The sequence below is a fragment of the Fusobacterium sp. genome (genome assembly GCF_032477075.1).
Classification (GTDB): domain Bacteria; phylum Fusobacteriota; class Fusobacteriia; order Fusobacteriales; family Fusobacteriaceae; genus Fusobacterium_A.
Window position 1 is genome coordinate 14,779 of the sequence record NZ_JAWDXO010000004.1, and the last position, 26,949, is coordinate 41,727.

A 26,949-nucleotide genomic window follows, 5' to 3' on the forward strand; every position below is an offset into this window, starting at 1 on the left:
AAGCTATTAACATTACTTTTTTAAGATTCTTATTTTTATTTATTATCCAAAATACAAAAGAAAATATAAAAACTATAAATGAAATTAACAAAAGTATAAAATAATCAAGAAATATATTAGATGCAAACATTTTTACTCCTTTATCAAAACTTTAATAATTAAATTATATCAAAGAATCAGCCATATCTAATCCCTTTATTTTTTATCTTAGTGTTTTATCGGACTTTATTTTTTCTTTCTAATTTATCTTTTAATTGCGAATTATTTAAAACCTCTCTCATTGATTTCAAATGTTCTTTACTTGCAGCTTCTAGCAAATACATTGTTGATCTAGTTTCTATGATTATCAAATTTCCTGTCCAAAAAGATTCATTAATTTTAATTTTTATAATTTTTTTTATATCAATAACATCACTTTTTCTTTTTCTAAAAAATAAAACTCCAAATCCCCAAGTCAATATCCACTTTAATGTTAATTTTTGTTCACAAATCAAGTTGTCATTCTCTAAAAATTTCAATTCTGATACGCAATGAATAATCTTTCTCTCCATAATCTCTCCCATTATTTTAATATTAGAACTAGATTATATCATGTTTTAAAAGCAAAACCTATATCTCCTTGTTTTAGTTCCTCACTTCTTCAGCTTTTTTTATATCTTCTTATCTAAATAATATATAAAAAAATATATTAAAAATTAAAACATTTGCCAACAAATAATGAAAAAATAATCTTTAATAGTATAATTATTAACTAATATTTATTTTTTTAGAAACATCTTGTTTTTTTATAGTATAGTATTTTTTATTAAAATGAGTTATCATAATTATATAAAACCTAAAAGGAGAAAATTTATGAAAAAATTTTTATTTGTATCAATTCTATCTTTTTTATTTTCATTTAGTTTTTCATTGAGTGAAGAAATAAAAAGAGAAGAAATACCTCAGGAAACCGCTCATATTGATTCTACACTTCCAGAAGAGGGTGAAACAAAATACAATATGCCATTTTCAGCATTATTTGAAAAAAAGGAGAATATTATTATAGTAAAGATAAAGTATGTTTAAGTTTAGGAGGTTTTTTTACATTAACCCTTGGTGATACTAATAAATTTATTGGTGATAATGTTCGTATCAATGGAAAAATATTGATGAAATAGCAAAAGGGACCTTTACAATAACTAAAATAAAAAATATTTATATAATGACAGAGGAATCTGGAAAATAAGAACTTCCTTCTAGAAATTTTTTTTAAGATATTATTAATAAAAAAATACTTGGGCTTTAACTAGGTTAAAGATTTATAGTTTAGAAGTTTTTAAATACATCTATAACATTACCTTTAGAGCATCGTTTTTCATATTGAATAGTAACTTTATTAGATTAAAATTTGTGATATAAACTGTCAATATGGAAAAAGAAGCTCCCAAGGGAAGGGAGCTTCTTTTCATTTCTTTTATTATTTTTTCTTTTATCATAATAGATTATCACTAATGCTATTACAATTCCTATTATTAAACCAATTATTGTACTTTCCTTACTTGCACCTGTTACCATATATTTTCTCCTTAAAAATTTCTTATTTATTTTCAATTTGATTATAACATCTTCTTAAATTTATTGTAATTATAATTCAATTTTATTTCTAACTCTTTCTTCTCTTCCAAGCCTTCTCTTTTCTTTCAATTTAATCATATGATATTTATTTCTTGTTGATATGTGCGTTATGAATGATATAATATAAAAAAAGGAAAGGAGAACATATGCTTTATCAAGGAAAAATATTTAATAACCGAAAATTTATAATAAAAAATCTATTATCATATGGATTCACTCAAAAAGAAAAGCAATATATTTACTCAAAAAATTTAATGAATGATACATTTAATTTAATCATAAATATCAAAGAAACAAATGAAATTGATATTAAGATTATAGATACAAAACTTAATGAAGAGTACACTCTAATTTATATCCAAAATATAAGTGGAGGATTTGTTGGAAAGATAAGAAAAGAATATGAAGAAATTCTTATAGACATTGCTGAGAAATGCACAAAAACTGAAATATTTAAAAGTGGCTATGCAAAAAAAATTGTAATATATATAGCAGAAAAATATAAAGACAGCCCAGAATATTTATGGCCTAAGACTCCTAATAATGCTGTTTTTCGTGATAAATCAAGTGAAAAATGGTATGCAGCTTTATTAGAAGTTGAAAAAAGAAAAGTTGGAATAGATGAAGATGGAGTAATTGAGATTATTGATTTAAAAGCAGCACCAGATAAAATACTTTCTATTGTGGATAATGTTAATTATCTCCCTGGTTATCATATGAATAAAAAGCACTGGTTCACTATTAAATTAGATGGCTCTATCCCAATTAAAACAATTTATTTATTGATAGATGAGAGCTTTAATCTTGTGAAGAAAAAAAGATGATATTTTAAGATAAAAAAGACAGAGATTTTACTTTCTCTGCCTTTCTATGCTGCTCTCCTAGAATTTATACCCCAATCCTGCTCCTACTATCCATTCACCTTTTGTTTTATTTTTTCCAGTTCCATTATGAGAATCTCTTTCCACCGCATAAATTCCTTTTACATCGAATAAGACTCCATTTTCAAGTTCAAGAGTATATTTTGCATTTAATCCTATACTGTGCTCATTCTTATGGGCAACTAAGATATCAAAGTCACTTCCACCTTTAAATCTTCCTGTGATATATTCCTCATCTGCTCCACTAAGCAATCTTGTATAGCTCACTCCTGCTGACAGTGTACTTTTTCCTTTTTCATGTGGTATCACTTTTTTAAGGTCTACTCCCACTTTAGCTGTTGTATAGTCAAATGATTTTGAATCTGTTTCTATAGCTAAGGCTTTGTTTCCTTCACCTGTTCCATCTTGATTTATGTAAGTATATGACAGTGTTCCATATGGTTCTAAGAATAAGTTATTTCCAATATTATGAAAATATCTTCCATTCAGGTAGATATCATATGTCATATCAGAATATTTCTCATCATAGCTGTGTCCACCTATTGTTCTTCTATCTGCGTCATACTCTGAGTATTGTATTCCTGCCCCTGCTTTCAGTGTAAGGTTTCCTCTGTAGTTCTCTGCAAATATTCCTATATATCCGCTATTTCCCTTTACTCTTGACATTGACAGTTCTGCTTCACTTCTGTTTCCTCCAACTGTTATTCCCAGTGATACATTTTCAGAATATCCATATTTACCCAGCGCATAAGCTCCACTAAGTTTCATATCCATATCTGTATCTGCTGTACCTGTATCAAATCCATGATAATTCTGTCCATAGTAAGTGTCTTTAGTTCCTCCATCTCCATGAGTAAGTCCACCCATTATCATCCATTTATTTAGGTCTGGTCTGAAATCATTCTCTGTAACTACATCTCTGAACATTCCCATTGATTTTCTTGACAGTTCACTTGAGAATGAATATGGAGTTTCTGTATAGACATTGCCTAAGTAGCTCATAAGATTTTTAAGCTGTTCCTCATTATTTCCATTGTTATAGTCATAATTTTCTCCAAGAAAAGTCATAGCCAATATATTTCTCAACGCATCAATATTTTTTTCATCTGTACTGCTGTATAGACTTTTATATATTTTATTAAGTGAATCATATCTGCTTATTCTTGGATTTACAATACCGCTTAAATCTGAACCTGCTCCTAAATGAATATAGTCTTTATGGATTTCTGCCCTGTCTATGATTGAATTTGCTTTCACTTTCATATTTTCAAGTTCTATATTTTCCATATCAACTATTATTTCTCTTCCTATTCCATTTGTTATGAAGTTTAAAATTCCAGCTTCTTCTGCTGAAGTTCCTTTTATTGTCATTCCATCAGTTCCTGAAAAAGCATGAGCTGCTGTTGGTATGGTACTTCTTGCTGTATCATCTTTTTTTAATTTAAGATTTAATACTCCTGTCTGATATACTGTTACTGTATCTGTTCCTGTAACTTTTACATCTTCAAAGAATGTTACATTGTTGTCTATATTCATATTTACAAATCCAGATATATCATGGAGAATATTTCTACTATCATCAGTTTTTCCATATAGATTAAGAGTATTATTTCCTGTTGATTCCATCTTTCCATTAACTACTGCATTTCCTTCTAAAGTAACAGCATTATTATCTCCAGATACTGTTATAGCATTACCATTGCTGTTTATAGTGGAATCCCCCTGAATAGTAAGAGTATTTCTATCTCCTGATATATTTACAGTACTCTCATCTAAAATTCCTCCATTTACTACTGTGTTATTAAGAGTAAATGTAGACATATCCTTGTCCATAACTATTGCTGTTTTATATGCATTAACTACACTGTTATTTAATTCATTTCCTATTCCTGTAACTTTAAGAGTATCTTCTATTCCATTTAAGACATATCTTTTTTCTGAAGAAATTTCTTCTTTTCGATTATTATCATCATTTGAATCATCATCTGATATAGTTCCATTTTCCAATACTAAACTTTTCATATTACTTATTTTAGAATCATCATCTACATCTGCGTTAGTATTTATAATAATATAACCATCTGCTTCATTTTTTTCTCCAAACATATTAACAGAACTATTATCTATATATCCACTTTCATTTGCCTTAAAAATAAGTCCATGATTACTGTATGATGATACTCCTGATACTGTTTCTCTTTTTTCACTTACTAAAAACCCATAGTTATTTATTTTCTCATTTCCTGTTAGATTTAAAGCACTGGTAGTTCCAAATATAACCCCTGAATTATTTATATTTGTTGCTAACTCTGGGTTATTACTCCATATACCATAACCAGTACCAGCTATACTTCCATTATTATTTATATCCTTTATTGATGAACTATTATCTAAATATATTCCAAAACCTACAGCAACATTATTACCAGTTATATTTCCACTATTATTTATATCTCCCTCTATTGTTGACTTTCTTAAATATATTCCATAACCAGCACTACCAGTACTAATTCCAGTTATACTTCCACTATTATTTATATTTCCCTCTGTTGAATTATTTAAATATATTCCATAACCAGAGCCAACACTACCAGTACCAGTTATACTTCCACTATTATTTATATTTCCCTTTATTGTTGAACTATTACTTAAATATATTCCAGAACCAGCACCACCAGTACCAACTATACTTCCACTATTATTTATAGCTCCCTTTATTGTTGAACTATTACTTAAATATATTCCATAAGCATAAGCACCAGTACCAGTTATACTTCCACTATTATTTATAGCTCCCTTTATTGTTGATCCACTTAAAAATATTCCCAAACTAATACCAATTCCACTACTAGTAGCACCAATTATACTTCCATTATTATTTATATATCCATCTATTGTTGAACTTTGTAAATATATTCCAGAACCAGCACTACTGGTACCAGTTATATTTCCATTATTTATTAAATTTAATTTTCCAAGATTTCCTTCTAATATTAATCCATAACCAAAACTATTTCCTGTTCCTGTTATTGAACTATTATTTATAAAATTCAAGCCACTTAGATTTCCACTTAATCTAAGTCCATAGCTTATATCTATTATACTATTTTCAATTTTATCTTTTCCATTATTTTCACTTGATGATAATATCATATTATTTACATAAGTTTTGGCACCTGTATTCCAAGTATTTTCACTATATGGATTTTCATTTTTCCAAATTCCATCTTCTCCATCAATATCAGTGGTTTTTTCTGTATTAAATTCTATTTTTCCATTATTATCTTTTATCCATAGATAATTATCTGCTCCCATTACTGCTGTGCATGACAATAGAAATCCTACTACTGCTCCTATTGTTATATTTAAACTTCTTTTTTTATTTCCTCTTTTTACTGTTTTCATAAGCTGATCTATCATATTTTCCTCCCCATTGATATTTAAGGCTTTTTATTTATTGTGATTTTTAGAAGATATAATATTCTTAAATTCTATAAAAATAGCAACTGTTCTCTTATATGGATAAAGGCGAATATTTATGAGAATAAAGAGCTCTATTTTTAAGATGTCAATTTTAAGATACTTTTTTACACACAAATATTATATCTTGACTTTTATAATCTTAAAGGTTATAATCGTTAATATCGGAAGTTGGGAGAGTTCGCCTTTATCCATATCTAAGAACTGCAACAATTTTAGTTGATTTTAAAGTACTCTTTATTTTCTAATCTTTGTATTATTTCAACAGAAGTTTTTATTAGGATTCTTTCTTCCATTCTTTTTATTTCATCAGTGAGTGCCTTTATATTTTCTATCCTGAATTTCTTTATAAAATAAAAAAACACCAGAACTTTTTCTGATGTTTTCCACAACTACTCTATCTCATTTTCATTATGTTTGTTGATTATCTCTTCTAATATTTTCATTTCATTTTTCAATTCTTCAAATGTTATATCTCTTCTTGATTTCTTTTTTAAGAGTTTCTTTATTATTTCCACTCCATTCAGCCATTCTATTTCATAATATTTGCTGTTATCACTGAATATCTGCTCCATACATTTCTTTAAACTTTTTTCATCTCTTAAATCTACTTTGATTAAATGTTTTCTGTTATTGGGAAATTTACAGGTTATATACCAGTTATATTCCTCTTCTCCCTCTTCAAATTTTATAAAGTATTTCCAATGGTCATCTGTGTAATCTATAAATTCCAGTACTATATAGTCTTCCAATTTAAAATACCTCCTAATTCTTTTAATAATTATATACTTCATAAAAACATTTTTGTCAATATTTATTGTTAATATTTTTATTTTTTAAATATTTATCTTTATATATTTTATTAACTATAATAAAAAACATGGTTATTCACCATGCTTTTTGAACTTTATTCTTCTATTATAGCAACAGCCCTCACCCAACCAGCACTGGCAGCTTTTATCTTAATTGGAAAACAGTAAAACTTAAATCCAGTTATTGGCAGTTTATCTAAATTAGTCAATTTTTCAAGATGACAATATGCTTTTTCTATTCCAGCTCTATGACCTTCCCATATGATATCCTTATTTCCTGTTTCATTAAACTCTTTTGCTATGAGAGGAAGTGGTCTGTCCCAGCTCCAGCCATCAGTTCCCACTACCTGTACTCCTTTTTCTGTAAGCCATAGAGTAGCTTCTTTACTCATACCACACCCAGCAGTAAGATATTCCTTTGTTCCCCATCTGTCAGCAGCTCCACTCATTACAAGAACAATATCTCCAGCTTTTAATTCATAATTTATTTTTTTAAAATACTCTTCCATATCAGAAGCAGTTACCTTATATCCATCGCCTTTAGTTCTGAAGTCCACTACTACCCCATCACCAATAAACCAGTCAAGAGGTATTTCATCTATTGTCCATGCTTTTTCTCCATTGTTCATAGTAGGGTAATAATGATATGGTGCGTCTATATGAGTTCCACTGTGTGTAGATATATTGATAAATTCGATAGCCCACCCATTTCCTTCAGATAAATCAGCAACAGTGGCGTTTCCAAAAAAACCTGCCATTTCAACAGCTGTATCTTTATGGTTGCAATACTTTATATGTGGTATTTGATTTGGTGGATCACATGGAAGTCCTGATTCTACTGCTACACTTAAATCTATTATTTTTCTCATTTTTCCTCCTGTATTAGAGGTCATACTCCTTGAGTTTTTTATAGAGCATAGTCCGTGAAACTCCAAGCAGTTCTGCAGCTTTAGTTCTATTATTTTCAGTTTTTTCTAAAGCTTCTATAATGACCTCTTTTTCAAAATCTTTTTTTATAGTTTTTATATCATAATTATCTGAGCATTTAGCTCTCTTTAATTTTTTTAAATATTTGCTGTCAAAATATTCCTGAAAGTCTTTCCACTGAAGTATTAAAGAATCAGACATATTCATTGCTCTTTCCACTACATTCTGTAATTCTCTTATATTTCCAGGCCAGTCATATTCCATAAGTTTTTCATTTACCTCATCACTGACTTTGACAATATGCATTCCCAGTTGAAAATTCAATCTATTAATAATATCTTTTACTATGAGAGAAATGTCCTCTTTTCTTTCTCTCAATGGGGGAATCTTTATTTTTATAACATTGAGTCTATAAAAAAGATCACTTCTGAATTTCCCTTCTTTAATCATTTTTTCAAGAGAAGTATTTGTAGCTGCAATTATTCTTACATCTATTGGAATACTTTTTTCGCTTCCTACCCTCTCTATCTCCCTTTCTTGTAAAACTCTTAATATTTTTGGCTGCAGTATATTAGACAGTTGATTTATTTCATCAAGAAAAATACTCCCTTTATCTGCCATTTGAAATTTACCTGTTTTTCCACCTTTTTTGGCTCCTGTAAAAGCACCATATTCATATCCAAAAAGTTCTGATTCTATAAGTTCTTCAGGAATAGCAGCACAATTTATTTTAATAAAAGGATTAGATGTACGTTTGCTCAAATCATGTATTGAATGAGCCACCAGTTCTTTTCCACATCCTGTTTCCCCTTCAATGAGTACAGATGAATTTGAACCTGCTGTCTTTACTATTTTGGCTTTCATTTTTCTGATAGCTTCACTTTCACCTACAATATTATCTATTGAGTACTTGGCTCCCCTTATCTCTCTAAGTTCCTGCTTATAATACTCAATATTGGAAATCATATCATTTAGAGTATCTGTAAAGTTTATGGCCTGTTCCATTTGATTAAATAATACATGAACCAGTACTCCAATTATCTTATCATTATCAAAAAGAGGAATATATGTACAAAATCCCTGTTTAATGATGCTATTCTCAAAGATAAATGGCTGTCCTACTAAAGTTTTGCCTATTTTTAATACTTCATCTACCAAGGTAGTAGGGAAGACATCTCTTACATACATTCCCTTTATCTGCTCAAGTTCATAACCCATATAAGCAGACCAGCTTTTATTTACATAAATATATCTTCCTTTTTCATCAGTAATAGCCACTCCATTCAATTGATCAATAGCAGTTTTAAATATATTTTTCTTCATTGTCCCTCCAGATATTTTATACTTTTTTTAGTATAACTTATATTGGTGGTAAATTCATAAGTTTTTTATGAAGTATTATGAATATTTTTGAATTATATCTTTTCCCCTCTCTGTAATTACAAGCTGCCTTTTGTATAGTCCTTTTTCTATGAGATATCCTCTTCTTACAAGATGAGATACAATACTTGATACTTGTAAGGATGCATACTTCTGTTCTTTTACTATGTTTGCAACTGCTTTTGGAGAATCAAATACAGCTTTCAGAAAATTCAAATACTTGCTGTTTAAATAATTTTTTTCTAATTCTTCTTCTTTACTGCTTAGTCTCGGCAAAATTGTATATGCTCTATCAGCCAGTTCAAAAGTATAGAAGCTGCTTCCAGTTTTTCCTGCTCTTTTTATATATCCCCCTCTGTCTAATTTTTCTATAGACTCTGTTGATACTTTTGAATCCACTTTCAAACCATCAGTAATATCTGACATATACTGATGTCCAAATCTTATCAGTGAAAGCACCTGAATATCAAATTCATTAAGTTCCACTTTTTCTCTATTTGTATCATTAGGCTCAAGCTCCCAGTTATCTTTACCATAGTATTTAGATGATGATGGAGAAAGAAGAGTAAAAATAACTCCAGCTACAGCTGTCACTACAAATCCCAATATAGCCAGATAAATAAATTTACCCACTACAAATATCTTAGTCAGTTCCAAAATTGTAAAAACAACCATTGTAAGCATACCACAGATAACTCCCCAGAATGCTCCTGTTGAATTAAATTTAGGCCAAAGGAAACCTAGACATAATAATATAGCAGGAGGCACCAGCCAGCAGTTAGAAAATGCAAATAGATATGCAGGTCCACCTGGAAAATAACATAATACCCATGTAAACATCAATACAAGAAACATAATTATTTTACTTGCTTTCAATGATTTAGCTGCGTCAGCTTTTGGATTTATTGTTCTTAGATAGATGTCTCTAGTAGCAGTAGAAGTTGCACCCATTGCTGAAGTAGAAGATGTAGAAATTGAAGCAGCTACACACCCTATAACTATAAAAGCTGATATCAGAGGAGCAAACATTTTAGCAGCTACTCCATAGGCAGCTGTTGGCATTATACTTCCCCCTGTTAAAGTGAATACCTCTGGTACAGCAGCACCAGTATAGGCTCCTATCATTACCAGCGGAATCATAAATATAAACATCAATATCAGTCCTGCACAAACAAAAGAATTCTTAGCAATTTTTTCATTTCTTGAAGCAGCAAGTTTTCCCCAGTAGTAATTATTTCCCCATACAAGAGCTGAACTGAAACAAAGAACAAAGTTTAAAACACTCGGATATTTTAAAGACATTCCTGGTAAAGTTCCTCCTGTTATTCCATTGTTCATAAAGTTTCCTGTAAGCCATTTATCTGCTATAAAATCTATTCCTCCATATTTCTTTACTAATAATATAAGAAGTACTGGAATAGCAATAGTACCAATTATTACCTGAATAAAATCTGTAATGGTAGAAGCCCAAAGTCCGCTCAATGTAGCAAATATTATTACTATAAGAAAAGCTCCTCCCATTACAAAGTAAGTAGGCCACCCCACATAACCAGAAACTATAGAAGAAAGAGAAACTATGTTATTAGCAAGGATCCCACACATTCCTATAATAGTTCCATAAGCAACTACATTTCTAACTTTGCTGTTATATCTCATTTCAAAATATTCAGGAAGTGTCTGTGCTCCACATCTTCTCACAAAATTAGCAAAAAGCAAGCCATACAATACCAATCCGAATATAGAATATATAATTCCCCAAGCTAAAGCTCCCTTTACTCCATAAAGAATAGCAAATCCACACTCAAGTGATACAGTAGTACCTGCAAAACCAATAGCTGCTACCCCCATAGTGTTGATAGGAAAACTGAGTTCACGTCCTGCCAGTATGAAATCAGAAGCATCAGATACCCATTTTTTACTGTATATTCCCGCTCCTATCATAAGAAAAGCAAAAATTATGCAGTAAATACTAAAGATTAATTGCACACTCATAAACAACTCCTTTTTTATTTTTTATTTACTCCAAGTATAATTCTTGCTTCTTCTGGTGTTGCTACCTCATAAGAAGCCTCTCTAATGATGTTGGCAGCTCTCTGTACCAATTGTGCATTAGATTCTGCCAGTTCTCCTGCTCTATAATACACATTATCTTCCATTCCCACTCTTACATGTCCTCCCATAGCTATAGCAGTTAACATAATTGGAATATGTCCTTTTCCTATTCCAAGAGCTGACCATGTAGAATTTTCTGGAATCAATCCTTTAAGATAGACAAGATTTTCTACTGTGGCAGAAGTTCCTCCAGCTGCTCCTAAAACAAATTGATAATGAAGTGGAGCTTTAAGAACTCCATTTTTTAAATAATAAAGAGAATTATATACCATTCCAGCATCAAATATTTCTATCTCTGGTTTTACTCCATATTCCTGCATGAAATTTCCAAGTTTCTCCAAAAATTTAGGGTGATTAATGAAAAGACTTCTATGCATCCAGTTCATAGAACCACAGTCATATGAGGCCAATTCAGGTTTGATAACTTTTAAATGTGCCATTCTTGTTTCATCAGTAGCATTCAAATCCCCAGATGTAGTACAATTAATTACAATATTACATTTTTCCCTTATAAGTTTTATAGTTTCCACAAATTTTTCTGTATTCATGGTACCATTACCTTCCTCATCCCTTACATGAATATGACATATTGCTGCCCCTGCTTTCCAGCATTCATATACATCAGCAGCTATTTCAGCAGGTGTGATGGGAATATTTGGATTATCTTTTTTAGTAGTCCATGCTCCTGTAGTAGCTACAGTGATTATCCTTTTGTTTTTCATACAATTCCTCCTAAACTTAAAGTATATGTTATAACTATAAGCAAATAATATGCCATTTGTGCTGAATATATATTTAAAGAGGCTTTATAAAAAATAGAAGGATAATCCTATCAAAAAAATATGTTAACAAAAATTTACACTTTTATAAAAAGAGATATTATATAAAGTTTTTAGAGACTAGTGTAAATAAAAATTTACGTAAATAAAAATTTACAGCAATATAAGAATTACTGAAAATTTAAAATAGTTTATACTAAAAAATATTTTAAATTCTATAAATTTTTTCAATTTTTTGATGATATTTTCTTGTATTAAAGCTAAAATTTTTCAGTTTAAATATTTTAATATACTGAATTCCAGTAATATGATATGAATCTCTCTCTGACAAGATATTTTAATATATATTTTGTAATATTTTCTGATTAAGGGTATAATATAAAAGTACTTTAAGTCATCATAAAAAATAACTTTTTAGAAGAAAAGATATATTCAGGAGGTATCATTGTGAAAAAAACTAAAATAATATGTACCATTGGACCAAGTTCTGAAACAAAAGAAACTCTGAAAGAACTTCTTAAATCAGGAATGAATATGATGAGATTGAATTTCTCTCACGGAAACTATGAAGAACATAAAGAAAAAATTGATAATTTCAGAGCAGCCCAGATTGAAACTGGTATTAAAGGTGCTCTTATGCTTGATATCAAAGGACCTAAAATAAGAACTACTAAACTTAAAGATGGAAAAAATGTAAATATAGTATCAGGTCAGGAATTTATAATCACTACTGATAAATCTGTAATTGGTGATGAGAAAATGGTTGCTGTCACTTATGAAGATATTATACAGGATGTTAAAGTAGGAGAAAAACTTCTTATAGATGATGGACTTTTACAGTTCAGCATAAAAGAAATCATAGGAAATAAAATAATCTGCATAGCTTTAAACAATGGAGAACTTGGAGAAAATAAGGGGGTTAATCTTCCGAAGGCTAAAGTCAGTCTTCCTGCTATATCTGAAAAAGATAAAAATGATCTTATTTTCGGTTGTCAGCAAGGTGTTGACTATGTAGCTGCCTCATTTATCAGAAAAGCTGATGATGTAAAAGATGTAAGAAAAGTATTAGATGAAAATAATGGAAAAAATATTCTTATAATATCTAAAATAGAAACTCAAGAGGGAATAGATAATTTTGATGAAATATTAAAAGTTTCTGATGGTATCATGGTAGCAAGAGGTGATCTTGGAGTAGAAATACCTATTGAAGATGTTCCTATTGCTCAAAAAATGATGATAGAAAAATGTAATATCGCTGGAAAAGTGGTTATTACTGCCACTCAAATGCTTGATTCTATGATTAAAAATCCAAGACCTACAAGAGCTGAAGTAAATGATGTTGCCAATGCAATTCTTGATGGAACTGACTGTATAATGCTTTCTGGAGAATCTGCTAATGGTAAGTATCCAGTGGAAGCAGTAAGAGTTATGACCAGAATATCTGAAAAAATTGACCCTCTTGTTTCTAAGAAAAATTATTTTACAGAGGATATGACAATCACTACTGCTGTCACTAGAGGTACTGCAGAAATAAGCGAATCTCTTGATACAAAGGTTATAGTTGTTGCAACTCAATCAGGAAGAGCAGCTAGAGATATGAGAAGATATTTTCCTAAAGCTGAAATCGTAGCAATTACTAATAACGAAAAAACTGCCAACCAGCTTCTCATTGTAAGAGGAATTACTCCTTTTATTGATGGAGAATCTGAAAGTCTTGATTCTTTCTTCCAATTGGCAGAGAAAGTTTCAGTAGATTTAAAACTTGCTAAAAAAGATGATATTATAATAGCAAACTGTGGAGAGTCTATATTTAAAGTTGGAACTACCAACTCTATAAAATTAATAAAAATAAGCTGAAAAATTTAATAGTATATAATAAAATCTGGATATAAAAATCCAGATTTTATTTATAAATATCTATATTCTATACAATAATCACTATCTCTTTTTATCTTGCTTTAGATACAGCTCTATATTTCCCTTAATCATAATCTAAAAAAATTATTTTCCTTTCATTTACATTTTTTAATGCTTTCAAAATTCTCTGGTATTTCAATAAAAACTTTCTACAAATCTTATCTTTATATTTTTTTATTAATCATTTTCATTTGAATTTTAGAAGAAGTATTTTATTTCTCCATTTCTCTTTTTTTATTTTTTTATAACCATTTCTAATTTTTTTCCATCATACACATAATCTTTAAAATCTATTTTAAAAAACAGTGCATATATCACAGGAATTATTCCCAAAGCCAGTACTGTATCAGTTGCCAGTCCAAATATCAATACTACTGCTAATGGTTGAAATAATGGACCTCCAAAGAAGTACAATGGCATAAGTCCCATAAGTGTAGTAGCAACTGTTAAAAATATTGGTCTTAATCTTGACTGACATCCAAATACTACTGCATCTTGATCATCTCTGCCCATATCATCTTTTTCAATAGTCATTTTATCTACAAGAATGATAGCATGATTCAGAACTACCCCTGCCAGTGAAATTATTCCTATAATAGCCATAAATCCAAGCTGAGTATTTGTACACAAGAGTCCTATAGCTATTCCTGGTATAGACAGAGGAATTACCAGCATTATTGACAATCCTTTCTTTATGGAATTAAACTGTCCTATTACCAGTAAAAACATAACCAGTAATGCTGTTGGTACAGCCTGAAACAGTGCTCCTTCATTTTCAGAAGAAGTTTTCATTATACCTGCTGGGTAGTATTTTATTTCTGGTCCCCACTCTTTTAATTTCTCAGTGAGCCATGGTATTATTTCATTATTTACTTCTGGAGGAGTATATCCATCCTGTATTCCTGCATCTACTTCTATTCCATATGACATATCCCTTGTATAGACAAAATCAGAAACATATTCTATTTTTATATCTGCTATCTGATTAAGTGGAACTGACACTCCTGAGGGAGTCATAAACTGTATAGTTTCTATATTAGTAATATCATCTTTATATGATCTGCTTCCTTTAAGCATTATAGGAATGATTGTGCTTTTTGGAGGAGCTTCAAAATTTCTGTATATAGTGGCATTTGTTCCTTCTAATATAAATTGAAGGGTTTTTCCTACCACACTATTTGATAGCCCTGCTTTTTTAGCCTTTTCCTGATTTATATTTATTGTTATTCTGGGAACATCATTTCCCCAGTTATTGCTTACAGCTCTTATTCCTTTTACTGTTTTTATCTTTTCCTCAAATTCTTTTGATACTTTTTTCAAAAGTTCTATGTTATCTGAAACAAATACATATCCCAAATCTTTTTCTAAAGATACTCCGCTTCCCATACCTTTAGTAGTTATATCTATTCCTGGATATTTGCTTTGCATATATAGATTTATTTCAGAGCTTAATTTCTTTATTATTCTATAATCTGTGACATTATACATTACATAAGCATATTCAGGAAGTCTTGTTTCAGGCTGATAACTTGTAGAATATTTAGGAGCTCCTCCTCCTATAAATATTCCCCAACTCAATATTCCCTGTTTTTTATACTTCTTATCTGTTCCTCCAGTAGTTATATAATTCCATAATGAAGGTGAAAGAGGTTCCTGCTCTCCAGTACTGTAATTTTTCTTTATAAATTCATTCAAATCATTTGCCACTTCTGCTGTATGATTGATATCTGTTCCTTTTGGCATTCTTATATATGTAGACATTACAGGGTCTGTTGAATCAGGCATAAAATTTTTAGGAACTGCTCCTAAAAGTATAAGCCCCAGACAAAATGCTCCTATTATCACACCTATTGATAATTTTTTCTTTTTTAAAAGTGTAATTAGGATTTTCCTGTAGATAAGATAAGGTCTTGAATCCATATTCTGCCTGCTTCCAGACTTCACTTTCAGAAAATCAAAACACAGGAGCGGAATAAGTGTCTGATTGATAAGCCATGATCCCAACAGTGCAAGAAGTACAACAATTGTAAGAGGTCCTACATATTCTCCCATATTTTCTTTATTTAATATAATAGGAGAAAATGCCACTATTGTAGTAAGAGAACTTACAAGAAGAGGTACAGCTAAGGTTTTACCTGATTCCAGACAAGCTTCCATTCTGCTTTTTCCATCCTGCATCAGTACCATTATATTTTCTGACATTACCACTGCATTATCTACCAGCATTCCCAGAGCTATTATCAATCCTGCCAGAGTTATCTGATTTATTCCATAACCAAGATAATAAAGTCCTATTATTGTAAATGCTATAGATGTTGGTGTCAGAGCTGCTACTATCAAACCAGAACGAAGCCCCAGACATAAAAGCATTACAATTACTATTGTTGCTATTGCCTGTGCTAGATTAGCTATAAAAGATGTCACTTTATCCTGCACTAAATCTGGCTGATAATAAATCTGTCCAACATCTATTCCAATAGGAAGTTTACTTTTAAATTCTTTCAGAACTTTTTTTATTCCTTTACTCATCACCAGAACATCTTCCTTATCTCCAAGTGATACTCCCAATGTTATAGCTTTATCTCCATTATATGAAATCATATAATCTGAAGGGTCTTGATATGTTTTTTCCACTGCTGCTATCTCTTTTAGATAAATAGCATTTTTTCCATTTGAATCTGTTATTATAGTATTTTCTATATCTTTTATATTTCTAAAATTTCCTGTTGGAGATATTTTTATTCTATAATCATCAGATACTACATCTCCTCCATTTTCTATTACATTGACATTTTGAAGAGTATCTATTATATTACTCATTGATATTTTTGACTGTGAAAGTCTTTCATTATCCACTTTTACATAGATGACTTCATTTTGTACCCCGCTTATATCTATTCTTCCTATTTGAGGTACTGAAAATAATAATTTTGCCTTTAAATTTTCAGCAGTCTTATATAATTCTTCATATGAATAACTATCTCCACTTATTGTCAGCAAAGTACCATATATATCCCCAAAGTATGTATTTATTATTGGTGTCTGTACTCCTTCTGGAAGAGCAGGGACAACAAAAGTATTTATCCTATTTCTCAGTTCCTGCCATATTGGAACTAAATCTCTGTTTCCACTTTTGATATTTACATAAACATTTGACTGTCCAGGTATATTTTTTGAATCTACATAATCCAATGTTTCTATATTCTGTATCTGATCTGCTATCTTTTTACTCACCAAATCAGCCATCTGTTTGGAAGTTGCCCCTGGCCAGTTAGTTGTTATAAGAGCTACTTTTACTGTAAATCCCGGATCCTCTGATTTTTCCGATTTAACATAAGACATATATCCAACAAATAGAAGGATTATAAATATCAGATAAGTAGTTACTCTGTTTTTTAAAGCAACATCTGTAAGTTTCATCTAATTTTTCACTCCTTCCAACAGAGAAACTTCCTGACCATTCTGAATTTGTGAAACCCCTTTTATAATAATATATTCTCCAGATTGTATTCCATCAAGTATCTTCATTCCATTTTGATTTATCTCTCCAGTTTTTACCAACCTTTTAGCAGCGTGTCCTATTTCACCATTAATATCAGTTATTATATAGACATATGGTCTGTTATCTGTATCTTTCAATATTGCTTCAAATGGGACTGTTATATTTTCTTTCTCTTTTGATTCTAATAGTACATTAGCTGTCATTCCTACCCTTACATTCTCAGTAACATCTTCCAGCTTTGCTTTTACAGGATAAGTATTTCCAAATTCATTTGATATAGTTCCTATATTAGTTATTTTCCCAGTAATAAGAGCTTCTGGAATAAAATCTATAGTTACCAGTACCTTTTCTCCTTCTTTCAAAGTAGGTATTGCTGATTCAGAAACATTAAATTCAACTGTCTTATCACCAGAAGTATTCAATATAAATACTGGTGTTTGAGGGTCAACTGATTGATTGACTTCACTTTTCACCTCTCCAATAGTTCCCTTTGCTGGCGCTTTAAGTTCTGTATATCCCAGTTGAATTTTTGCCAGATCAACACTGTTTTTTAAAGCATTAATTGTTGCTGCTGCTGACTTGTATGAAGCTATTGCATTATCATAACTAGCTTTTGATATACTATTTTCAAGATATAAAGCCTGTGCTCTTTCATAACTTGATCTTGCTTCTGTATATCCTGCCTTTCCTTTTTCCAGTTCTGCAAGAGCTTTCTGATAATTTACTCTATATTCTGTTGGGTCAAGCACTGCTAATATATCACCTTTTTTAACATGGTCTCCCAGCTGTGCCATTCTCTTTTCAATAGTCCCTGATACTCTGAAACTAAGATTAGATAATGCTTGAGATTTTATTACTCCTACATAATTTTTAGGGATATTTTCATCTGTTTTCTTTGCAATTTTATACACAACAGGCCTTACAGCCATGTCATATTTATATTCCTGTTCCTTTTTTCCACAGGCACTTATTATTAATACTAAAACCAATATCATTAATATATGTTTTTTCATTATTTATACTCCTTTAAAATACTTGTCACTTGATTTCTCAATTGTTCTTTTTCATCTTGGCTCATTGTCAGAGATGATTTTCCATATAGATTTTCTAATTTCAATATAGAATTTAAAAGACTGTAATTTTTTATTGTATTTTCTAAATGTTGAGATAATGCATTATTTTGAGCATCTAAAAAATCTGTGATATCTATACTTCCATTTGAGTAAAGATTTTTTACTATTTTCATATTTTTAGCTGCAGCTTCTGCAGCTTGTTTAGAGGTATAAGTTTGAATATAGTTAGTTAAAAATTCATTAAAAGCCTGTGATACAGCTTGTGATAATTGAGATTCTGTTATTTTTTTAGTATAATTTAATGAATCTATTTCACTTTGAAGCGATTTTCTTTTATAATGTATTTCTCCACCTGATATAAGAGGAAGTGTTATTTTTACTCCAGCCTGCCAATATTCATTTTCTCCATTAGGAGGATAATTTTTATTTTCTCCCCATGGTTCTATCATATTATCCTTATTATATTGAGCAAAAGCCTCTATTTTAGGTATTATTCTTTCTCTTCCTGCAGCAGAATATTCTCTTTTTTTACCTTTTATCTCATTATCTATAATATTTAGATTATTTGAATTTTTTAATGCTCCTTCTAGTAAAAACTCTTCAACTGCTTCATTTTTTTTACTATTTACAAAAAAACTACTGAAGTTTCTATTAAATACAAAGTATCTTGATATATTTTCTAGTTCTTCATAACTGTATTGTTGATTCTTTGGTAGGTCAAGATATGTATTTAATTGTATAGTTGATTGTTTTATTTGATTTTTTACAGAAACTGTATTTGAATATGCTTCTGAAATACTTGATTCCAGTCTATATATATCCTGTACTCCTCCCGACCCTACTTTATAATTAATGTTTGCTATTTTCAAGCTTTCTTTAAGGACTTCATAGTTGCTTTCCTGTATTTTCAACTGTGCATTTAATTGGAGAATATTTAAATAAGTAGATGATATATAATAAATAATATCAAGTTTTTGCTGCTCTAAATCTGATCTTCTACTTTCCATAGCTAATTTTGAAAGATATACATTAGTATTCAGCTGTTCGCTATAAATCACTTGAGATAGCTGCAAATATGATTTTGCTGAGTTTTGTTGAGCTCTGTTAAATACAACATCGTTACTCTTTTTATCTAGGAATGTTCCATCTATATTTGCTGATAACTGAGGTAATCTATATGAATTACTTACATTTACATCATACTTGCTTGTAGTTAAATCCTGATTCTTCTTCAGAATTTCAAGATTGTTTTTCAGTCCTATTTCTACAGCAGTTTTTAAATCTAATTTTTTTAATTCTGTTTTTTTCTTGTTTATAACTGAAACTTCCTGTATTACACTTAGAGGAAGATTGCAGCCTATTTGAATTCCAATCTCCTCATTGTAAAATAATTCTCCCTCTGGAGAGGTTATTTTTTCTATCTTGTTTATCCCTTGCCCTGTTTTAAAGTAAATATAATTAAGTACAGAAGCTTTTATTCTCTTTCCTAATTCTTCATCCATGTCATATCCCATAAAGGCATACTTATCTAAAGATTTTTCACAGTCTGCAAGAAGTGTAGGTATATTCTCTCTTTCAGATTCCTCTAAAAATTCTTTAGTTGCTTTCTGAATATTTATTTTGACAGAATCATTTTGATATTTTTCTTCAAGTTTTTTTATATCATTATCAGATAAATTAGATACTGCTATATTTATTTTAGAAACCTCTGGTATCTGTTTTATTATCTCTATTCCCTTATTCAAATTCAATTCTCCATAAATATAGCTTACATTTTTAGGTACAGTTTTCTGACTTTTTTCAAAATTTAATGGAAAAAAATACAGTTTATTTCTATTTAAGTCTTTATAATTTCCCACTTTTGAACTGCTGAAAACAAAGATAGAATCTAGTTCTTTACTTTTACCCATTTCTTTCAGCATATGGTCTAAATTATTTTCATCAAGGTAGTCTATTTTGACTATTTTAGGAATGTATCCTGTCTTTGAAAAATCTTTATCTAGCTCTCTTTGTAATATTTCTTTTGTGTTTTTAGAAAAATTTGAATTATTATCAAATATAACACCTATATTCAAATCTTTTGAAAAAATACAAAAACTCCAAAATATGAGTCCAGATAAGATCAAAATCTTTCTTCTCATAAAAATTTTTACCTCCATTATTAAAATTTTATTTTAATCTCAAAACCACATATCAATCCCTTACCTTCTTTTTCTTTTTTCATATTGTTTATAACTTAATTTTATTGTGAATAAACAGGTATTGATATTTAGGTCATTGGAAATAAAAAAAACTTTCCTTTTTTATTTTTCAAGATTTTTTTATAATATAACCTTTCAACTTTTTATGCCACTTTTTTAATAAATAGTTTTTTATACAAAAAAAGAAGCTATTTTCATAATAGCCTCTTTTTTTCTAAACTATATTTTTCTTGAAAAACAAGATTATATTCTTTAAAAGAAATGTATTTCTATAAATCATTCTATCTTATCATTTTAAATTATAACATCAATAAATGCTATTTTTCATAAAACAAACATCAAACTAACAACTTGGATAAATAATACTATATTTAATAAGGTATTTCAAGCTTTTTATTTAAGTCGTTTTTTTCTGTAATCTGTTTCTTTCTTTAAACTAAAAAATTTTGCTTAAAAATTTTTGTTTGTCATTTTATATTTTTAATAAAATCAATGTTGCTTTTTATATTTTTCATTATAACAAGTAAATCAACTAAATATCCAATAGAAAATTTATATTTTTCCAACATACTTTTTTCTCAATTTTCTGTCATTCTCTTTTTTATTCTGTGTTATTTCAATTTTTAATTCAGAATTTAAATTGATTCCTTTTAGAGAATATTCCAAATAAACCTCCTGTATGGATGAATAATACATTTTCACCTTTTTTTAAAGTTCCTTTTTCTATTTCATTCATCATTCCATACATAGCTTTTCCAGTATACACTGGATCAAATATTACTCCTTCTTTTCTAGCAGTGTCCTGAATAAATTCTAGTTCTTCAGGTCTGCTTTGTGCATATCCTATTCCTACATATCCATCTATTATATCCATGTCTTCTACTTTCACAATGATACTTTTATCTAAATATTTTTGTGCTTCTTCTATTATTTCTTCTGATCTTTTTTTGAAAAATTCTGCATCATCACAAACATTAAATCCTGTAACTATTTTCTCTCCATTAAAAAATTCAACATTTCCCATGCACAAACCTGCAAAAGTTCCCCCTGAACCAATGGCTGCAACTATTCTGTCAAATTTTATTCCAAGTTCTTTTTCTTGCTCCCTAATTTCTTTCATAGTTGTATAATATCCAAGACTTCCTATTCCATTAGATGCTCCTTCTGGAATGATATATGCTTTATGACCTTCAGCATCAGATTCTGCCTTAATTTTCTGCATAATTTCTGCTCTTCTTTCTCTATAATCTTCACTTGATATAATTCTTATATCTGCTCCAATTACTTTATCCAGAAAATAGTTTCCTTCCAGCTCTGGTGTTTCATCTGATCTCAATACAAGTATCGCCCTCATACCAAGTTTTATTCCAGCTGCTGCAGTTGCTCTTGCATGATTAGATTGTATCCCTCCACAAGTAATTAAAGTATCACAACCATTTTCTATTGCTTCATATATAGAATATTCTAGTTTTCTTATTTTATTTCCCGATATTTCTGAACCTGTTTGATCATCTCTTTTTATATAAATATTTACTCCTGATTCTTTTGAAATTTTTTCTAATTTTTCTATTTTAGTTGGGAAATTAGCTAAATTTAATTTTTCTTGCATTTTTATTCTCCTTATTTTTTCAATATAGTATTCAAATCCATAGTTTCTGTTCCATCTTAATTTATAAAATATGGTATTTCTATTCTTCCTTTTGCTTTTGCTGGAATATACAAAGAGCTTTTTTATCTCAGTTCAAAATATTCTTTTAAACTGTCAAGACTAACTGAAATATCATGAAATTCAAATTTCATATCTTTTTCTTTTAATTTTTCCACTGCACCCATAGTATCTGAACATAAATTACTTCCTATTACACTGATAACAATTAACCTCCTGATTTTATTTTTTACTGCTAATTATAAAAGTAATTTTTATATCATAACATATTATTAATATTTTATCTTATATTTTCTAAAATTGCTTCTTTATTTTTTATTTACACACTAAAAAATGAATAGGTTAAAATGCATTATACAACTAACCTATTCATATATTTTAAAATTATAAATGTCTTAAATTGAAGAATTTTTTATAATTTTATTTATTTTAATTTTATACTCTTAACATTATTTCTTTTCATATACTATTTTTCCACCAACCATAGTTAATAATGGTTTTATATCTTTTATTTCAAGTGAATCCACAGTAAATATATCTTTATCTAATATAACCATATCTGCATAAAATCCCTCTTTTATCCTTCCTTTTTTATTCTCCATAAATTGTGCATAAGCACTTCCTTCTGTATAAGCATCAACTGCTGTATATATATCTACACATTCTTCTGGATAGAATCCTTCTTCTGGATTGCCTTTCAGATCTTTACGAGTTACTGCACAATATATGTTAGGAAAAGGATTACATCCTTCCACAGGACAGTCTGTTCCATATGAAATTTTTCCTCCTAATTTATCTAAAGTATTAAAGGCATATGATGTAGAAGCAAGCTCTTTTCCACATCTCGATTCTACAATATGCATATCATAATCTAAAAATATAGGTTGATACATTACTAAAATATTGTTTTTAGCTATATTTTCAAGCATTGTCTTATTAGTTATCTGACAATGAATCAAAGCATGACGTAAAGGATTTTTTCCATCTTTTATAAGTTTTTCATATGTTCTCATAACACTATTTGTTGCAGCATCACCTATTACATGTGTAGCTATCTGTATTCCATTTTCATCAGCTGTTCTACAGAGATCTTCTATATATTTTTCATCAAATCTTTCTTCACCACGATTTCCAGGATCATCTACATAATCATTTTCAAGCATTGCTGTTCTGGCTCCTAGACTTCCATCTTTAAATAATTTCAATGGACCTAATGTGACCCATGAATCTTCTGGGTAATTTCCTTTTGCGAGCTCCCCATTCTCCGCATAATTTCTTAATTCCTCTGGTGATTGAAAAGTTATTTGATGATGATAACGAAGCAGTCCCTTTCCTTCCTCATAGATTTTACAGAACATTTTAAAATATCTATCTTTATCTCCTAAAACTACTGCTCCTACATCATTACTTTGTACACTTGTCACTCCAAAAGAAACAGCATGCTTCATTGCTTCTACTGCCATTCTTGCTCTATCTTCCAGAGAAAATTCTGGAATAACTTTTCTCAGCTGACGGCAGGCATTTTCAGTAAATACTCCATTTGGATATCCATCTTCCCCTATCTCAAATGTTCCCCCTTCAAATTGTTCAGAATTTCCATCTATTCCCAACATTTCTATAGCTTTAGTATTTGAAACCATCAAATGTCCACATACTCTTCTCAAAATAATTGGAATCTCTGTAGATATTTTATCAGCATCATGTCTGTTAGGTATTCCCTTATCTCCTTCAAATAAATCCTGATTCCATCCAATTGCAAAAACTCCATTCTTTGATAATTCAGGATTCTCCTTTATAAATTTTCTGCATCTTACTATTATTTCATCTACAGATTTACTATTTGTAAGTTTAACTGTTTGAAGAGATTCCCCCAATACTAATAAATGCATATGAGAGTCATTTAATCCTGGGATTATTGTCTTTCCATGACAGTCTATTTTTTTGCAATCACTATCTGCCACTTTTAAAAGTTTTTCACTTGTTCCAACTTTTGATATTAATCCTTTTTTTACTAAAACTGCTTCAGCAAATTCTCCCCTTTCTAAATATACCTTTGCATTATAAAATAATATTTCCATTTCTACCTCCCTATATTGTAAAATATATGTGTTATTCTTCTGTATCTATTTTTTTTCTTTTAATTTTCCTGTCAAAATACATATATAATGCTACTGCAAATATTTGAACTGCACAGCTTAAAATAGAGTTTACTGGGTCTTTAGCAAGATTATTCAATATCAGTCCTAAGAATACCAAAGATGTTATAATAACTGTTACAGGGTAAGCTATTACCTTATATGGACGCTCCATATTTGGATATTTTCTACGAAATACAACAACTGATAATATTGTCAGAAGTTTAAAAATCATTCCAGTAAATACAACCAGAGTAGCCAGTTGTTCCAAATTACGTGATAATACAAGAGTTATTGAAACTATTGCCTGAGCTATTATTGCATTTGTTGGAACTTTATATACAGGATGTACATTTAAAAACATCTTAAAGAAATGTCCTTCTTTCGCTAGAGCGTAATAAATACGTGGGCCTGATAATATTAATCCATTTAATGAACCAAAGATAGCAAGTATCATTCCTACAACAACTATTGCTGCACCTGTATTTCCAAATATTCTTCTGGCAACTTCTGTTCCCAAATAATAATCTCCTTTGGCAATCATATTTTTAATATCTTCCATTGGAAGAACACGAAATATAGAGAAATTAAACAGCATATATAATATTATTACTCCACCAATTCCAATTGCTAGTGACAGAGGCAAATTTCTTTGAGGTTCTTTTATCTCTTCAGCCAGAGAATTCAAGTTCTGCCATCCATCATATGCCCATAAAGTTGCAACTACAGCAAAAGCTATCATACCTATAACACTTCTTCCTGTACTTTGAGCTGCTTCATTTACTGTAGCCAATGAAACATCTGGAAAAATATTTCCTATAAACAAAGCTGATATCATAATCAAAAGAATAGGTATCATTTTTGCTACCATTGATACATTCTGAAGTATTGAAGCCCTTTTTACACCATAACAATTGCATATAGTAAGAAAAATTATAAGCATTACTGCCAATGCTTTTACCCCTACATCACTTATAGTGAAAAATGTTCTGAAAGATACAATCAACGCTATTGAAAGCCCTGCTATTGAGCCGGGTCCTGCAAGAAGACATGATGACATTCCTGACATAAAACCAACTACTGGATGATAAGCCTCATTTAAGTAGACTGTAGATCCTCCAGCCTTAGGCATCATACTTCCAAGTTCAGCAAAACATAATCCTCCCATTAAGCTAATCAATCCACCTATTAACCAACAGATCAATGCTAATCCAATATTCATTCCTACTCTCATAAGCACATAAGAACCAATATAAAAAATCCCTGCTCCTATCATTATTCCACCAATAATACTAATTCCACCAAATACTCCTATTTCTCTTTTTAATTCAGAATTTTCACTTATACCCATATTCATTCCTCCTGTTTCCCTTAAGCCTCAATATTTTTGTTTGTCGTAAAAATAGATAAAAAAAATTTGAAATTTAAAAGATATTTCATTTCTATATATTACTATGATTATAGTCTATTTTTTGTCAATTAAAAATATAATGTTTGTATATGATTCATAATTATCATATATAAGGATATATGTCCATAACATTGACAAAAACAAGAGATAAAATATTGAATTATTTTATGTGTATACAATTTTTTAAAAGAATGTATACAAAATCTTTATGAGAACTTTATATTTTATTTATTTATCCTTGATATCATTTTTTATAAAAAAATAAAAAAGCTATTTTCTAGAATAAAATAATTTAAAAATTACATTATTCTTAGAAAATGGCTTTTCTTTATCATCTATATTTCTTCATTTTTTAATATATCTTTTAATATCTTATTGCTTCTTTATTATTTATCAAATTAGAAATATGATTTGTATTTTTTATTTCTACTATTTTGAATTTTTCATATAAACAGTTATTTTATAACTTTACCATGTGGCCTTAAAATATTATATTTTCCCTTTATAAAATATATTAATTTTTCTATTTCACTCAAAAAATTCAAAGGATTTTATCTTTTTTAAATTTACCCTCTTAAATTTAATTATATTTTTTTAATTTGTACTAAAATACCTGTTCTTTATATAACTTTCATAAAAAACATCTTACTAATTTCTGATCTTGTTTCTTAATGTTTTTTCTTAGGTAAAATTTATAATTATATGAAAAATAATTCATATATCTTATACTACTTATTCTTTTATTAATTTACTTAAGAAAGTATTATTTTTTCCCATTTTTTTTCTTTCTTCTCTCTTATTTCTATTTCTTTGTCTGGATATTTTAATTTTAGTTCATCTCTTTTTTCTTCTAGTCTGGGAAGGGAATTATACAAATATTTTTCAATTACTTTATCATATTCTTTTCCTTCATATTTTTCTTTTCCATCTAGAATTCTAATCATATACTTATAATTTTCCGTTAAATTCATTCATATACCACCTTTCATCATTTTATTATTATATACTTATTTTTTCATTTTTTATTGATTTTTTTGTTTATATTTCTTTATTATATAT

Annotated in this window: 19 protein-coding genes; 3 read left to right on the plus strand and 16 right to left on the minus strand. The window is 29.2% G+C overall.

Annotated elements, in window-relative coordinates; all coding sequences use genetic code 11:
* Nucleotides 1–215: 215 nt before the first annotated feature.
* Nucleotides 216–551, minus strand: a complete 336-nt coding sequence (locus E6771_RS03045; protein WP_316089598.1) for a hypothetical protein — start codon at nt 549–551, stop codon at nt 216–218.
* 301 nt (nt 552–852) lie between these two features.
* Between E6771_RS03045 and E6771_RS03050 the strand changes: the two genes are divergently transcribed.
* The gene (locus E6771_RS03050) at nt 853–1,065 is read left to right on the plus strand and encodes a hypothetical protein (protein ID WP_316089600.1); all 213 of its coding nucleotides are present in this window, start codon (nt 853–855) and stop codon (nt 1,063–1,065) included.
* 315 nt (nt 1,066–1,380) lie between these two features.
* Here the strand turns inward: E6771_RS03050 and E6771_RS03055 are convergent, their stop codons facing one another.
* The gene (locus E6771_RS03055) at nt 1,381–1,554 is read right to left on the minus strand and encodes a hypothetical protein (protein ID WP_316089601.1); all 174 of its coding nucleotides are present in this window, start codon (nt 1,552–1,554) and stop codon (nt 1,381–1,383) included.
* Nucleotides 1,555–1,760: 206 nt separating this feature from the next.
* On the opposite strand from E6771_RS03055, the gene E6771_RS03060 reads away from it, so the two are divergent.
* Nucleotides 1,761–2,438, plus strand: a complete 678-nt coding sequence (locus E6771_RS03060; RefSeq protein ID WP_316089603.1) for an MmcQ/YjbR family DNA-binding protein — start codon at nt 1,761–1,763, stop codon at nt 2,436–2,438.
* Nucleotides 2,439–2,495: 57 nt separating this feature from the next.
* On the opposite strand, the gene E6771_RS03065 is transcribed toward E6771_RS03060, so the two are convergent.
* From E6771_RS03065 to E6771_RS03095, 7 genes are all read right to left on the minus strand, one after another.
* Nucleotides 2,496–5,915, minus strand: a complete 3,420-nt coding sequence (locus E6771_RS03065) for an autotransporter outer membrane beta-barrel domain-containing protein (RefSeq protein WP_316089605.1) — start codon at nt 5,913–5,915, stop codon at nt 2,496–2,498.
* A gap of 275 nt (nt 5,916–6,190) precedes the next feature.
* On the minus strand, nt 6,191–6,340 hold the full coding sequence (locus tag E6771_RS03070; protein ID WP_316089606.1) for a hypothetical protein: 150 nt from the start codon (nt 6,338–6,340) through the stop codon (nt 6,191–6,193).
* A gap of 27 nt (nt 6,341–6,367) precedes the next feature.
* Nucleotides 6,368–6,727: a hypothetical protein gene (locus E6771_RS03075; RefSeq protein ID WP_316089607.1), complete on the minus strand. Its 360-nt coding sequence runs from the start codon at nt 6,725–6,727 to the stop codon at nt 6,368–6,370.
* A gap of 155 nt (nt 6,728–6,882) precedes the next feature.
* Entirely contained in the window at nt 6,883–7,656 is a 774-nt protein-coding gene (locus E6771_RS03080; RefSeq protein WP_316089609.1) for a cyclase family protein, read from the minus strand.
* 13 nt (nt 7,657–7,669) lie between these two features.
* Nucleotides 7,670–9,037 (minus strand): sigma-54 interaction domain-containing protein, encoded by a 1,368-nt coding sequence (locus tag E6771_RS03085; protein WP_316089610.1) that lies wholly within the window; start codon nt 9,035–9,037, stop codon nt 7,670–7,672.
* A 75-nt stretch (nt 9,038–9,112) separates the two neighbouring features.
* The gene (locus E6771_RS03090) at nt 9,113–11,086 is read right to left on the minus strand and encodes a sodium:solute symporter family protein (RefSeq protein WP_316089612.1); all 1,974 of its coding nucleotides are present in this window, start codon (nt 11,084–11,086) and stop codon (nt 9,113–9,115) included.
* 14 nt (nt 11,087–11,100) lie between these two features.
* Nucleotides 11,101–11,928, minus strand: coding sequence for a 3-keto-5-aminohexanoate cleavage protein (locus E6771_RS03095; protein WP_316089613.1), 828 nt, complete (start codon nt 11,926–11,928; stop codon nt 11,101–11,103).
* Between the two features lie 504 nt (nt 11,929–12,432).
* Between E6771_RS03095 and pykF the strand changes: the two genes are divergently transcribed.
* On the plus strand, nt 12,433–13,842 hold the full coding sequence (gene pykF, locus E6771_RS03100; protein ID WP_316089615.1) for a pyruvate kinase PykF: 1,410 nt from the start codon (nt 12,433–12,435) through the stop codon (nt 13,840–13,842).
* Nucleotides 13,843–14,136: 294 nt separating this feature from the next.
* Here pykF and E6771_RS03105 read toward each other — a convergent pair whose 3' ends face one another.
* The 7 genes from E6771_RS03105 to E6771_RS03135 all read right to left on the minus strand — a co-directional run bounded on the left by E6771_RS03105 (nt 14,137) and on the right by E6771_RS03135 (nt 26,861).
* Complete coding sequence (locus E6771_RS03105) at nt 14,137–17,322, minus strand: efflux RND transporter permease subunit (protein ID WP_316089617.1); 3,186 nt, start codon at nt 17,320–17,322, stop codon at nt 14,137–14,139.
* Nucleotides 17,323–18,417 (minus strand): efflux RND transporter periplasmic adaptor subunit, encoded by a 1,095-nt coding sequence (locus E6771_RS03110; protein ID WP_316089618.1) that lies wholly within the window; start codon nt 18,415–18,417, stop codon nt 17,323–17,325. It lies immediately after the preceding gene.
* Nucleotides 18,417–20,618, minus strand: coding sequence for a TolC family protein (locus tag E6771_RS03115; protein WP_316089620.1), 2,202 nt, complete (start codon nt 20,616–20,618; stop codon nt 18,417–18,419). Before E6771_RS03115 ends, E6771_RS03110 begins: the two co-directional genes overlap by 1 nt.
* Nucleotides 20,619–21,306: 688 nt before the next feature.
* Nucleotides 21,307–22,287 carry a D-cysteine desulfhydrase family protein gene (locus E6771_RS03120; RefSeq protein ID WP_316089622.1) on the minus strand — a complete coding sequence of 327 codons (981 nt, stop codon included), beginning with the start codon at nt 22,285–22,287 and terminating at the stop codon, nt 21,307–21,309.
* Nucleotides 22,288–22,793: 506 nt separating this feature from the next.
* On the minus strand, nt 22,794–24,422 hold the full coding sequence (locus E6771_RS03125) for an amidohydrolase (protein ID WP_316089623.1): 1,629 nt from the start codon (nt 24,420–24,422) through the stop codon (nt 22,794–22,796).
* Between the two features lie 31 nt (nt 24,423–24,453).
* Entirely contained in the window at nt 24,454–25,830 is a 1,377-nt protein-coding gene (locus tag E6771_RS03130; RefSeq protein ID WP_316089624.1) for an APC family permease, read from the minus strand.
* Between the two features lie 812 nt (nt 25,831–26,642).
* Entirely contained in the window at nt 26,643–26,861 is a 219-nt protein-coding gene (locus E6771_RS03135) for a hypothetical protein (protein ID WP_316089625.1), read from the minus strand.
* Nucleotides 26,862–26,949: the final 88 nt, after the last annotated feature.